This window comes from Terrabacter sp. Root181 (assembly GCF_001428505.1).
In the GTDB taxonomy this organism is placed as follows: domain Bacteria; phylum Actinomycetota; class Actinomycetes; order Actinomycetales; family Dermatophilaceae; genus Terrabacter.
Genome location: NZ_LMHU01000008.1, coordinates 384,169 through 397,255 on the forward strand (window position 1 = coordinate 384,169; position 13,087 = coordinate 397,255).

Annotated in this window: 10 protein-coding genes and 1 pseudogene; 1 reads left to right on the plus strand and 10 read right to left on the minus strand. The window is 71.7% G+C overall.

Annotated features, from left to right (window positions below; all coding sequences use genetic code 11):
* Positions 1-111 precede the first annotated feature (111 nt).
* Entirely contained in the window at positions 112-3,246 is a 3,135-nt protein-coding gene (locus ASD90_RS18160; protein ID WP_056759582.1) for a SpoIID/LytB domain-containing protein, read from the plus strand.
* Between the two features lie 29 nt (positions 3,247-3,275).
* Here ASD90_RS18160 and ASD90_RS18165 read toward each other — a convergent pair whose 3' ends face one another.
* The 10 genes and pseudogenes from ASD90_RS18165 to ASD90_RS24415 form a co-directional block, all read right to left on the minus strand.
* Positions 3,276-3,677: an adenylyltransferase/cytidyltransferase family protein gene (locus ASD90_RS18165; protein WP_056759584.1), complete on the minus strand. Its 402-nt coding sequence runs from the start codon at positions 3,675-3,677 to the stop codon at positions 3,276-3,278.
* Between the two features lie 71 nt (positions 3,678-3,748).
* Positions 3,749-4,741, minus strand: coding sequence for a glycosyltransferase family 1 protein (locus ASD90_RS18170; RefSeq protein WP_056759585.1), 993 nt, complete (start codon positions 4,739-4,741; stop codon positions 3,749-3,751).
* Positions 4,741-5,547, minus strand: coding sequence for a CDP-alcohol phosphatidyltransferase family protein (locus ASD90_RS18175; RefSeq protein WP_056759588.1), 807 nt, complete (start codon positions 5,545-5,547; stop codon positions 4,741-4,743). Before ASD90_RS18175 ends, ASD90_RS18170 begins: the two co-directional genes overlap by 1 nt.
* Positions 5,544-7,490: a DUF5941 domain-containing protein gene (locus tag ASD90_RS18180; RefSeq protein ID WP_056759589.1), complete on the minus strand. Its 1,947-nt coding sequence runs from the start codon at positions 7,488-7,490 to the stop codon at positions 5,544-5,546. Before ASD90_RS18180 ends, ASD90_RS18175 begins: the two co-directional genes overlap by 4 nt.
* Positions 7,487-8,242, minus strand: coding sequence for an ABC transporter ATP-binding protein (locus ASD90_RS18185; RefSeq protein WP_056759591.1), 756 nt, complete (start codon positions 8,240-8,242; stop codon positions 7,487-7,489). Before ASD90_RS18185 ends, ASD90_RS18180 begins: the two co-directional genes overlap by 4 nt.
* Positions 8,242-9,042 (minus strand): ABC transporter permease, encoded by an 801-nt coding sequence (locus ASD90_RS18190; protein ID WP_056759592.1) that lies wholly within the window; start codon positions 9,040-9,042, stop codon positions 8,242-8,244. Before ASD90_RS18190 ends, ASD90_RS18185 begins: the two co-directional genes overlap by 1 nt.
* 149 nt (positions 9,043-9,191) lie before the next feature.
* A complete protein-coding gene (locus tag ASD90_RS18195; protein ID WP_056759593.1) occupies positions 9,192-10,412 on the minus strand; it encodes a CDP-glycerol glycerophosphotransferase family protein in 1,221 nt (406 codons plus the stop codon).
* Between the two features lie 73 nt (positions 10,413-10,485).
* Complete coding sequence (locus tag ASD90_RS18200) at positions 10,486-11,478, minus strand: glycosyltransferase family 2 protein (protein WP_082588833.1); 993 nt, start codon at positions 11,476-11,478, stop codon at positions 10,486-10,488.
* 68 nt (positions 11,479-11,546) lie between these two features.
* A complete protein-coding gene (locus tag ASD90_RS18205; RefSeq protein WP_056759594.1) occupies positions 11,547-12,710 on the minus strand; it encodes an acyl-CoA dehydrogenase family protein in 1,164 nt (387 codons plus the stop codon).
* Positions 12,711-12,799: 89 nt separating this feature from the next.
* A pseudogene (locus ASD90_RS24415) lies at positions 12,800-13,087 on the minus strand (HNH endonuclease); the annotation flags it as partial.

Below are 13,087 nucleotides of genomic sequence, written 5' to 3' on the forward strand. Positions count from 1 at the left end.
TTCCTGTGAATTCGGCTGGTACGGTCACGAATCGGCCAACAAGGCCTTGTGTTTACGTCAATAAATGGGACATTTGGGACGATCGCCGTCTTCCACCCAGGAGTGACTCTCGTGCGCCTCATCCCCACCTCGTTCACCGTCGTCGCGCTCAGCGCCACGTTCATGGTCGTTCCCACCGTGACCTCGGGTGCCACGCCCCGACCGGTCTCACCGGTCGTCCACGACGTCGCGATCCCCGCCGTGGCCGGCGTCGGCGCGGGCACCGCGAAACGCTCCACCACGGCGTCCGGCACCGGTGCCGACGCGGTCGACCGCCACGGCGCCGGTGACCCCGTCGTCGCCACGAAGCAGGTGCAGGGCGTCGACTTCGACCTCGCCGGTGTCACCTTCGACTCGGCACCGCCCGCCGGGACCCACGTCGAGGTGCGGACCCACGGCGAGAGCGGATGGTCGGGCTGGACCGACCTCGAGCTCGACGGGGACGGTCCGGACCCGGGCTCCGCCGACGCGCGCCACGCCCGCCCCGGCACCGAGGCCGTCGCCGCGGCCGGCTCGGACGGCCTCGACGTCCGCGTGACGACCCCTGACGGCACCCTCCCCCGCGGCCTTCGGGCCAGCCTCGTCGACGGAGGACGCTCGAGCGCAGACGACGCCCTGGCCACGCCCGCGGGCTCGGCCGTCGCCGCCGTCACGCGACCGACGATCATCTCTCGCGCGGAGTGGGGCGCCGACGAGAGCCTGCGCACCTGCGACGCCGAACGTCTTCCCGGGTTCAAGGCCGTCGTGGTGCACCACACGGTCAACTCCAACACCTACACGGCCGACCAGGCGCCCGCGATCATCCGCTCGATCTACTCGTACCACACGCAGAGCCAGGGCTGGTGCGACATCGGCTACCAGATCCTCGTCGACCGCTTCGGTCGGGCCTACGAGGGCCGCAAGGGCAGCCCGGACGGCTTCGTCCAGGGGGCCCAGGCGGGCGGTTTCAACGCCGAGACGACCGGCATCTCCGTCATCGGGGACTTCACGTCCGTCCCCTTCCCGGCCGCCACCCAGAGCACGGTGACGAAGCTCGTCGCGTGGGAGGCCGACCGGTCCCTCTTCGACCCGACGAGCTCGGTCACCCTCACCTCCGCGGGCAACTCGAAGTTCGACCCGGGCGAGAGGGTGACCCTGCCGCGCACCATCGGGCACCGGGACCTCAGCCTGACCGGCTGCCCCGGCGACACGGCATACGCCCAGCAGCTGCCGGCCATCCGCAGCGGCGCCGGCACGATCTGGCGCGACGGGCAGTGGGACCCCCAGCCGGCCGTCCCCGCCCTCGAGACGTACGCCCGCCCGGCCTCCTCGACGTTCGCCCTCTCGGGTCGCGGCTTCGGCCACGGCGTCGGGCTGTCGCAGTGGGGTGCCTACGGCGCGGCGACGAAGGCCCTGACGTGGCAGCAGATCGTCGGTTTCTACTACCCCGGCACGACGCGCACCGCCCAGGGGGACCCGACGCTGCGCGTCTGGCTCTCCGCCGTCGGCACGTCCGGCACCCAGTTCTCGAACGTCAGCGGCATGGTCGTCTCGGACGGCAAGCGGCAGTCCACCCTCCCGAGCACCTATCGATGGCGCATCGTTCCGGAGGGCTCGGCCGTGACGCTGCAGGCGAACTCGGGCGCCGGCTGGTTCGTCGTGACGACCTGGCGGGGGTCGACGCTGCCGCTCACGGTCAGCCGTCCCTCCACGTCCTCGGTCCGGGTCCTGCTGCCGAGCGGCACCCAGCGCGAGTACGCCGGGTCGGTGCGGGTCGTGCCCGTCTCCGGCAAGGCGTATGCCGTCAACCTCGTCGGCTCCGAGCGCTACACCCGCGCCGTGGTGCCCGTCGAGATGTCGGCGAGCTGGCCCGCAGCGGCCCTGTCGGCGCAGGCGGTCGCCGCCCGCACGTATGCCGCGCACTCTCGCGCAGCGGCCGGCTCGCGCGTCTACGACATCTGCGACGTGTCGTGCCAGGCGTACAACGGCATCGCGGACTACAGCTCGGCGGGCACCCTGGTCCGCCGGTACGAGGACACGCGGTCGACGAACGCCACGACCGCGACGGCCGGCAACGTCCTGACCTACGGCGGCAAGCCGGCCTACACGCAGTACTCCGCGTCCAACGGCGGCCGCACGGTCAGTGGCGGCACGGCCTACCTCCCGGCGAAGACGGACCCCTATGACGGCGCCGTGGTCTCGGCGTCCAACCCGAGCGCCTGGACGACCTCGCTCACGGCGGCGTCGGTCGAGAAGGCCTTCCCCACCGTCGGCACCCTGCGCACCATCGCCGTCGGCTCCCGCACCGGCGGTGGCGGCACGGGGACGTGGGGCGGACGCGTCGCCTCCGTCACGGTCGCCGGATCCGCCGGCACGAGCACGGTGAGCGGCGACACGTTCCGGACCCGGCTCGGCCTGCGCAGCACGTGGTGGACCGTGACCTCTGCCCCGGTCCGGTCCGTCCCGATCTCGCCGCGCGACGTCACCGGCGAGAGGCTCCCCGACGTCATCCTGCCGTCCGGATCGACCCTGAAGACCGTCAGCTACACCGGGTCGATGGCCTTCACGACGAAGCAGATCCTGTCTGCCGGCTTCAGCGGGATGCGTGCGGCGGCGGCTGTCGGCCCGTGGAGCCAGGACAGCCTCGGCGACGTCGTCGCCATCGACGCAGCCGGCACGGCCTGGTACTACCCCGGCCTGGGCAGGAGCGGTCTCAACGCGGGCCGCTACCAGCTCGCGACCGGGTGGGGTTCGGTGAACCTCGTGGTGCCCGTGGGTGACTGGGACGGCGACGGCAAGACCGACATCGCCGCGCGGACGACCGACGGGCGACTCGTCCTGCACCGTGGCGACGGTACGGGACGCATCGTGTCGAGCACGACGATCGGCACCGGGTGGGGCGGCCTCCGCCAGGTGACCTCCGGCGAGTACGACGGTGACGGCCGGCGCGACCTCGTCGCGGTGCGGGCCACGGACGGCGCGCTCGTGCTCTACCCGGGCAACGGCACCGGCGGCTTCCGCCCCGCCGTCGACATCGGCGCCTCGGGCTGGAACGCGATGAGCGCGGTCCGCGGCATCGGTGACCTCACCGGCGACGGCCGCGACGACCTCCTGGCCCGGCGCGCGAGCGACGGGAAGCTGCTCGTCTACCGCGTCCAGGCAGCAGCTCGCCTGACGGCGCCGCTCGCGGCGGGGACGTACGCGTCCACGGTGGCCTGGGGGCAGTAGGCCGGCGACGGCGGAGGCCCGGGCGGGAGTCAGCCCAGGCTGGCGATGTGCTCGATGAGACCCGTGGTCGAGACCGACGGGGTGCGCGGCAGGTAGACGACCTCGCAGACGTCGCCGACCCAGTCGAACTTGCCGGCCCAGTCGTCGCCCATGACGAGGACGTCCGCGCCGTGCTCGACGATGTAGTCGCGCTTGAGCTCGAGCGACTCCTCGACGAAGACCTCGTCGACGACCTTGAGCGCCGAGATGATCTCGAGACGCTCGTCCTGGTTGAAGACCGGCGGTCGGCCCTTCTTCGCGATGTTGAGGGCGTCAGCCGAGACCCCGACGACGAGGCGGTCGCCGAGCTCGGCGGCACGCTGGAGCACTCGGACGTGGCCGACGTGGAAGACGTCGAAGGTCCCGAAGGTGATGACGGTCCGGTTGCTCACTCTTCTCCTAGGGCAGGGTGGACGGGGCGGGCGACCCACCTCGTCGTCAGCGAGGGTACCGGTCCGCCTGCTCAGCGACGAGCCGCGGCGGACTCGGTGGCGCGGACGGCCTGGGCGAGCGTCGTCTGGGCGAGACCGCTGCCGTCGCTGACGGGTCCCCCGTCCGTGACAGCGGCAGCGAGGGCCCCGGCCTCGAGAGCGGCGAGCACGACGCCTGCAGGACGAGGAGCGGTGTCGCTCGCGACGACGGTGGCTCCGGCGGCCTGGGCCTCCCGGACGATGACCGAGTCGCCGTCCCAGCTCGTCGGGCGCAGGAAGGTGCCGACGCGGGACAGGACGGCCGACACCTGGTCCGGCGGCGAGTCGAAGGCCACGGAGATCCACGGCTCGGTCTCGGCGAGCCGGCGCAGGGCGTCGACCTCCGGGGTGTCGTTGCCGTACGCGAGGACGGTGAGCGTCGCGTCGGGCCACCGCTCGCGCACGAGGCGCGTGGTCTCGATCCCGAGCAGCGCGTTGTAGTGGGCCAGCCCGGCGTTCGTCGCGAGGGCCAGCGCGTGCGCCTCACGCTCGTAGGGGCTCGGCACCGGCGCCGCCGACGAGTCGAAGGGCGTCACGACCGTGATGCGCGCGCGCAGTGCCGCGGGGAGGATGGCCCCGATCTCGTCGTTGACGGCCCAGATCTCGTCGTACGCGTAGAGCGCGAGCACCAGCGCACGCCGGCGCCACGCGGTCATCCGCTCGACCTGCCCGCTCGTCGATCCCGAGTGCAGCACGAGCACCGTGCGTCCGGGCAGCAGCGCGAACGCCGGGGCGAGCAGCATGGCCCGCCACAGGCGCGTCAGGTGGAGCAGGTGCAGCGAGCGGCGGCCGAGCCGCGGCAGCATCGCCGCCGCGCGTCGCGCCGACCCCGTGTCGACGTAGGACACCGGGATGCCCTCGGCCCGCAGGACGGCCGTCAGCTGCGCGTGGCTCGTGCGCACGCCGCCGACCTCGCCGTGCTCCTGGGCCCACTGCAGCACCGGCAGCGGCGCCGGCCGCGCGAGGGGCGCCTCGTCGCCGGTCATCAGTCGAGCCTCGAGCTGGACAGCACGCCCAGCAGGTGACCCCCGGCCGTGATGACGATGAGCGGCACCATGGCGACGACGAGGACCTGCGTGCCGAGCAGGTCGCCGTGGACGGCGTCGACGACGGCCGCGACGAGCGCAAGGATCGAGGCCTCGACGGCGACGAACGCCCGGAAGACGGGGACGTAGTCGAAGGCGCCACGCAGCCGGGCCATCCCCGACGCCTTGGGGCGAGCCGTGCCCTCGACGTCCTCGAGCGGCGGGCGACCGGTCTTGGCCCGGGCCACGTGGACGAGGTCGGTGAAGGCCTTGTTGAGCAGGACGCCGAGGGCGACGAGCATGCCGAGCGCCGTCCAGCCGCCGACGTCGCCGGGCGCGGACAGGCTCCAGCCGTCGGCGCGCAGGCCGATCGCGACGGGGATCGCCCCCTCGGTGACGTAGTGCCCGATGCGGTCGAGGTAGATGCCGGCGGGCGAGAACCGCTGCCGCCACCGGGCCACCTCGCCGTCGGAGCAGTCGAGCAGGATCTGCAGCTGCATGGCGACGACCGCGACGATCGGCCCGACGATGCCGCCGAACGGGATGGCGAGGGCCCCGAGCAGACCGGTGACGATCATCAGCCACGTGACGCCGTTGGGCGAGATGTGCGTCGGCAGCAGCGCCCGCGTGGCATAGATCGACAGGTGACGGATGTAGAGCGCGCCGGCCCAGTGCTCCGCGTTGTAGCGGGCGATGTGCTCGGGCGGCTGCGCGACGGCCTTGAGCTCGGCGATGCTCGGGCGGTCGTTCGTCGGGTCGTGCGTCACGAGGAGCCATCCTGCCGTGTCGAACCGTCCACTGCCGCATCGGTGGCCCGACCGGCGGGGGCCGACCCGATGACCGCGCGCCACCCGCGGGCGGACTCGGCGGCATACGCCACGATGAGCAGGACCGCGCCGACGAGCAGCGGCGCGGCCGGACGGTCGGTGAAGCCGCCGATCAGCGCGAGGACGACGACGCGCCCCTCGACGCCGAGGGTGGCGCGCACGAGGGCGTGCGGCGTGCCGCTGCCCGTCTCGCGCAGGCGGTAGACGTTGTCGTAGACGTGCCAGCAGACCGCGGCGAGCCAGGCGTAGGCGGCCGCACCGGCAGCCGGGTCACGCCCCGCGGCCAGGAGCAGGGCCGCCGCCTCGACGGCGACGAGCAACCCCGGCACCTGCCAGGCGAACCGCCCGCGACCGGTCGGTCGCGGCACCACGGCGAGGTCGACGAGGTGCGGCAGCGTCGGGTCCGGGTGGTCGGCGCGGAAACGGTCGCGTCGCGTCGCGGCCTTGCCGAGACGCCCCACCTGGGTCCACGCGAACGCGACGGCCGACGCGATCCCGAGCGCCCACAGGAGGAAGGCGGGGCTGTAGACGAGGAGGCCGACCGACATGACGAGGTAGCGCTCGGCGATCGGCAGATGCAGCACCTGCTTGATGTCGCGGACGACGCGGGCGCGGCCCGTCGGTGCGGCCGGCACGACGGTGCGGGCCCCCTGCGCTCCCCCGTCGCCGGGCACGTCGAGGGGACGGGACGCGAGCGGCCGGGTCGACAGGGCCCGGTGACGCATGGCGTAGGCGAAGTCCTCGGCATGTCGGGCTGCGAGCAGTGCCAGCACGACGATGGCGAACCACCACAGGTCGTCGCCGCGCCGAGCCGCGACCCACGCGACCGCAGCCACCAGCGTGAACTCCTTGATGCGGTCGCTGACCGCGTCGAGCCACCCACCGAGCGGGCTGTAGCGGCGGGTGAACCGGGCGATCTCGCCGTCGACGCAGTCGACGACGAGCGAGGCCTGGAGCAGGACGGCAGCCAGGACCCACGTCCAGCGCGTGTCGACGGCGGCGAGGGCGCACGCCGCGAGACCGAGGAGGAGGCTGGCGAAGGTCACGACGTTGGGCGTCCAGCCACGACCGAGGCCGTATGCCGTGAGGCGGCGTGAGAGCGGACGGATCGCGTGCGTCGAGAAGACTCCGTCGTTGCCGCGCGACGCCGCCCGCAGACGCTGTTGCCAGGCGGAGCCTGCCGCGCCCTGGCGCTGCTCGTGACCACGCTCGACGGTGACGTGGGCGAGCGGCACGGCCACGACCGGGACGACGGCGTCGCGCACCACGGCGAGCAGGGCCAGGTCGAAGGCCTGCATGCCCGGCTCCCGGGCCGACTCGCTCGTCGCTGCCGCCCGAAGGACCTCGGCCACGCGGACGCGGTCGGCCGCGGCGACGCGGAGGATGCCGGCGGCATACGTGGTCGGGTCGCTGGCGACGTGGCGCACCGTGCCGACCGAGGTGATGCGTCGCGACACCGGGTCGACGCGAGCCGGGGCGAACCCGCCCGGCGTCTCGTCGGACCCGTCGCCGCGCAGGTCGGTGACCGGGCCGTCGACGACCGCAGCCGCGGTCACGTCACGAGGGCCGTCGAGGACGTCGAGGAGTGCGACGGGACTGATCCGCAGGTCGTGGCTGACGAGGACGAGCGGGGCGCCGGAGGTCCGTCCCGCGGTGTCCACGGTGTCCACGGCGTCCGCTGCGTCCGCGGCTGCCCGCAGGGTCGCCGAGACGTCGTGTCCGTCCCCCACGCCGGCCCGGTGGGCGAGCGCGAAGGGCTCGAGCGACTCGAGCAGGTCCGTCGCCGCGTCGCCGCCGAGCACGACGACGTCGCCACCGGACGACCGGCCGTGCACGGCCCGGGCACGAGCGTCGCCGACGAGCGGGCGCTCGTCGAGCCTCACGAAGCGGCGTCCGCGTCGGCGTCGGCGTTGTACTGGGCGATCACCTCGTCGATGGGGCCGTCGCCCTTGAGCTCGCCCGAGGACAGGTAGAGGCCTCGCTCGGCGAAACGGCGCAGGTCGTGCTCGCTGTGCGACACGAGGAAGAGCGTCTTGCCGCCCGAGAGCATGTTCTCCATGCGCTCGTAGCACTTCTCACGGAAGGCGCGGTCGCCGACCGCGAGGACCTCGTCGACGAGGACGACGGGCTGGTCGAGCGTCGTGATGAGCGCGAAGGCGATGCGCACCTGCATGCCGGAGGAGAAGTGACGGAACGGCATGTCCATGCCGGCCTGCACCTGGGGTCCGGCGAAGTCGAAGATCTCGTCGAAGCGCGCGTCGATCTGCTCCTTGGTCAGGCCGTGCAGACCCGCCGCGAGGTAGACGTTCTCGCGCGCCGTGAGCTCGCCGAGGAAGCCACCGGTCAGCTCGATGAGCGGCGCCACCCTGCCGCGCACCTTGGCGTGGCCCTCGTCGGGGAGCATGACGCCGGCGATCATCCGCAGGAGCGTGCTCTTGCCGCTGCCGTTGCCGCCGACGAGACCGACGGCCTCGCCCTTGGCGACGTCGAAGGAGATGTTCCGCAGCGCCCAAAAGGTGTCGCTGGGGGCGCTGTTCTGCCGCTTGAGCACCATCTCGCGCAGCGACATGCGCCGACGACGGGAGCGGTAGAACTCGATCCCGAGGTTGCGCACCTCGATCACCGGCTTGGCCATCAGATCTCCTTCAGCACGGCGGGCTCGAGCCGCTTGAACACGACGGACCCCACGAGCAGCAGCACGATTGTGAGCACCACGGCCGAGGCGACCGACAGGAGGTTCATCTCACCCTTGAAGAAGCCGGACCGGAACAGCTCGAGGATGCCGCTCATCGGGTTGAGCGCGAGCAGGGTCTGCAGCACGGGCGGAGCCATGTCGGCGCTGTAGAGCACGGGAGTGGCGTAGAAGCCGAGGCGCAGCACGATGCGGACGACGCGAGCCATGTCGTTCACGAGCACGGTCACGGGGGCGAGGATCATGCCGATGCCCACGGACAGCAGGAAGGTGAGCACGAGGGACACCGGGATGAGCACGATGGTCCAGTGCAGCTTGGTCTGCCCGGTGATCATGTAGAAGATCGTGAAGGCGGCGATGACCGGGAGCGTGAGCACGAACTCGACGCCCTTGGCGAGGACGACCCGCACCACCCAGAGCTCACGCGGCAGGTTCGCGGACCGTACGAGGCGTGCCTCGGACAGCAGCGCCCGGGACGTCTCCGACATGTTCTGGGCGAACCACTGCCACAGGAACAGACCGGTCACGAGGTGGAGGAAGTAGGGCTGGTGACCCGCTTGTCGCGCTGTGAAGATGAGGGTGAAGACGACGAAGTAGACCAGCGCCATGAGCAGCGGGTCGAGCACCGTCCACACCCAGCCGAGCACGCTGCCGGCATACCGGACGCGCAGGTCGCGTTCCACGAGGGTGCGTAGCACCTGACGGTTGGCCATCAGGCCACGGAACTGGGACACGCCGATCATGCGCGCAGACCACCTTCTCCTTCGTGCTGTCTCGAGGCCTCTGCATCCAGGGCCGGGCTGGGCGGTCCCCCACCCGATCCTCGCCGAAGTCTAGGGGTGCTCGCCGTGTGCCGCGTTCGCGGTCGGTCCGGGGCCGGCCCGGACCGCTGTCAGGCTCGGTTCACCGTCCGGGCGAGCCGAGCCTCGATGAGATCGGTCGACGCACGCACGAAACGCTGCGTCGCAGCACCCGGGCTGGTGTCGCCGAAGTAGTGCCGCACGACCTCGGCGCGGCTGGCGTCGGACGCCGACATCGCGTCGTCGAGGATGCCCACGATCTCGCGCGCCTGGTCGGCCGTCACCATGGGCACGCTCGTGTTGAGCCGGGTCGGCTCGACGTCGGCACGCGGGCTCGCCGGGCGCGTCAGCACGAGCGGCTTGCCCGTGGSGAGCCAGTCCAGGGCGACGGCGGAGATGTCGGTGATGCACGTGTCGAGCCGGCCCAGGTGCCAGCCGAACGCGGTCTCGGTGTCGACGACGTGCCCGGCGGTCGGGTCGGCGTGGTTGGCCTCCCCGACGAGGCGGGCCAGGTGCGAGGACGCCGTGCCGTATGCCGGGTCGAAGCTCCCGGACCTCGGGTGCGGTCGGTAGACGACCCGGAACCTGCGGTCGGCCAGCAGGCTCGTCAGCAGGGACGCGCCGTGCGTGGCGATGGAGCCGTAGGCCATGCTCTGGCGGTCGCCCTCCCACGTCGGGGCGTAGAGCACCGTGGTGCGCCCGTCGTCGGGCAGCTGCGGCGCCTCGTAGGTGACGTCCGCCTGGGGCCGGCCGATCTCGACCGCGCGCGCCGCGACGTCGAACTCCACGAGCGCGCCGCTCAGGCGCTCGGCCGCGGCCGGCCCGGCGATGAACACCCGGTCGTAGGCCTTGAGCTGGTTGGAGGCCATGTAGGACTTGTCGCTCTCGCCGTGGCTCACGAACACGTGGGCCGGCTCGGCGAAGCGGAGCATCTGGAAGTTGCGGACGTTCTGGTTGACGTAGAGCACGAGCCCGATCTCGTGCCCCGCCATGAACGTCTCGATGTCGGTCACGCGCGGGCCGTGCACGACCGGGAGCGGGCACTCGTCGAGCAGCAGGCTCGTCGTCTCGGGCATGCGCGAGATGACGACGACGGGCTGGGTCTTCGCCAGCTCCTGGAGCGGGGCGTACCACTGCCGGATCTGGTAGAGGTTGACCGGTTCGTCGGAGAAGTAGACCGCGCAGCGGAACGGCGCGTCCGACCCGGGCTCGAGGCCGGTGCGCTCGAGGCGCTGGGACAGCTTGCGCTTGGCGACCTGACGCCGCACCGTCTGCTGGGCCAGCTGCGTCAGCAGCCTTGCTTGGTCGAGCACAGTCGAGGTCCCTTTCCGATGCGGTGTGTGTGAGGTCGGGCGATGTGGCGGCCGCGTGGGCGGTGAGCCACGTTCAGCGCTTGAGGCGGCCCGGACTCGTCAGGAACCCTATGCCCCACGACCAGTGCATCGTCGCCAGGACGAGCGGAGTCACGGCACGGGTCGCCGGGGCCTCCCCCTTGCTGATGGCAACGCCACCCGCCGTCACGCCCGCGGCGTACGCGGCCGGGACCAACCAGGCGGGCGCCCACACGAAACCGGCGATCGTGGCCACGGTGGTGACGCCGACCATCGTCGGGGGTGCGAGGTAGCGGGGGTTGATGGTGCCCTCGTGGTGTCGCGCGACGACGCGGCGCCACCGGCCGTAGTGGAAGTACTGCTTGGCCAGGGCCTTGACCGACGCGCGGGGGCGGTAGGTAACCTTGAGCTCCGGCGTGAACCACACCTTGCCCCCGGTCTCGCGGATGCGGTGGTTCATCTCCCAGTCCTGGGCGCGGGCGAAGTGCGGGTCGTAGCCGCCCACCCGCTCGAGAGCCGCGCGACGGAAGACACCGAGGTAGACGGTGTCGGCGTCGCCGGCCTCGCCCCCCGTGTGGAACCGCGCACTGCCGACACCGAGCGGGCTGCGCATCGCGCACGCCACGGCGCGCTCGAAGGTCGAGGTGCCCCGGGCATCCATGACCCCGCCGACGTTGTCGGCGCCGACCCTGAGCAGCTCGGCCACGGCGACGCTGATGTAGTCGTCGGGGATCTCGGCGTGGCCGTCGACGCGGACGATGACCTCGCCCGTGCTGGCGCCGATCGCGGCGTTGAGCGCATCGGGCGTGCGGCCGCTCGGGTTGGCGACCACGCGCACACGGGCGTCGGCCTCGGCGAGGTCTTCGGCGACCTCGTCGGTCCGGTCCGTCGACGGCCCGAGAGCGAGGACGACCTCGAGCGGTCCGGTGTAGTCCTGCGCGAGGATCATCGCGACGGCGTCGCGAAGGTGCCTCTCCTCGTTGAGGATCGGCATGATGACGCTGACCGCGGGCTCGGGGTCCGGATGGAGGTCAGGAGTCAGGTCCACGGGCGTCCTTCTCGTCGTCGGGTCTCACGGCTCGATGGCCCGGCCTCCCCGCGCGAGCGGCGCCCAGCCTACTTGAGGACCTGGCGGGCCATGACCAGGCGCTGGACCTGGTTGGTGCCCTCGTAGATCTGCGTGATCTTCGCATCGCGCATCATCCGCTCGAGCGGGAAGTCACGGGTGTAGCCCGCGCCACCGAGCAGCTGGACCGCGTCGGTGGTGATCTTCATCGCCACGTCGGAGGCGTAGCACTTGGCCGCCGCGCCGAAGAACGTGAGGTCCTTGTCGCCGCGCTCGGACTTGGCCGCCGCGACGTAGACCATCTGGCGTGCGACCTCGAGCTCCATCGCCATGTCGGCGAGCATGAACTGGATGCCCTCGAAGTCGGCGATGCGCTTGCCGAACTGCTTGCGGTCCTTGACGTAGGCGACGGCCTGGTCGAGCGCGCCCTGGGCGATGCCGACGGCCTGGGCCCCGATGGTGACGCGCGTGTGGTCGAGGGTGCGCAACGCGATCTTGAGGCCGTCGCCCACCTGACCGACGACGCGGTCGCCCGGGATCCGGACGTCGTCGAAGATCAGCTCACGCGTGGGGCTGCCCTTGATGCCGAGCTTGCGCTCCTTCTCCCCGAAGGTGAAGCCCTCGTCGGACTTCTCGACCACGAAGGCCGTGACGTTGGCACCCCGGGGCCCGTCCGGGTCGGTGACGGCGAGAACCGTGTAGTACTCCGACACGCCGGCGTTGGTGATCCACGACTTCTGGCCGTTGAGCACCCAGTCGTCACCGTCCTGACGGGCCCGGCACTTCATCGACGCCGTGTCGGAGCCGGCCTCACGCTCGGACAGGCCGTAGGAGAAGGTCGTCTCGCCCTTGGCGAGCGGTGGCAGGTAGCGGGCCTTGACGTCATCGCTGCCGTCGAGGATGAGCGGGAGCGATCCGAGCTTGTTGACGGCCGGGATGAGCGAGGCGGAGGCGTCCACGCGGGCGACCTCCTCGATGACGATGCACGTCGCGAGCGCGTCGGCGCCCACGCCGTCGTACTCCTCGGGCACGTGCGGCGCAAAGAAGTCGGAGGCGACGAGGGCGTCGTGCGCTTCCTGGGGGTAGCGCGCCTCTTCGTCGACGGCGGCGGCGTACGGGGCGATCTTGTCCTCGGCGACCGCGCGGACGGCCTCCCTCAGGGCCTCGTGGTCCTCGCTGGTCCGGAACAGGTCGAAGTCGGCATTCGTGCTCACGAAGCGTAATCCTACTCGCGAGTTCGGTTTAGTAGGACGTCCTAGTGATTCACGCCACGCCACCCCGTGGCGACCATGCGCTGGCGCGCTCAGAAGGGTGGTGGGTCGTCCTCGGATCGGGTGAGCGCTGCTGGTGTGGCAGGTTGCTCGGGCGGTGATTGTGGGTGTGGGTGTCGTGGTGGTGGGGGCTCGAGGCCGTCGCGCCAGTTCTTGGGGTGGGTGGTGTAGGTGCGGCCGGTGAGGGTGGTCCATTCAAGGCCGTCATCGAGACTGTCGTCTGGGCCGTCGTCGGGGACTGGTCGGGAGGTCCAGATGCCGTCGGTCTTGGTGTTGTGGTGCCAGCGGTGTTTGGCGTGGAGGTTGCCGACCGCTGTCTC

Coding starts and splice junctions, on each gene's coding strand:
- ASD90_RS18170 (WP_056759585.1), bottom strand. CDS start 4,741: ATGACCGGCGACGAGGCGCCCCTCGCGCGGCCGGCGCCGCTGCCGGTG.
- ASD90_RS18190 (WP_056759592.1), bottom strand. CDS start 9,042: ATGATCGGCGTGTCCCAGTTCCGTGGCCTGATGGCCAACCGTCAGGTG.
- ASD90_RS18185 (WP_056759591.1), bottom strand. CDS start 8,242: ATGGCCAAGCCGGTGATCGAGGTGCGCAACCTCGGGATCGAGTTCTAC.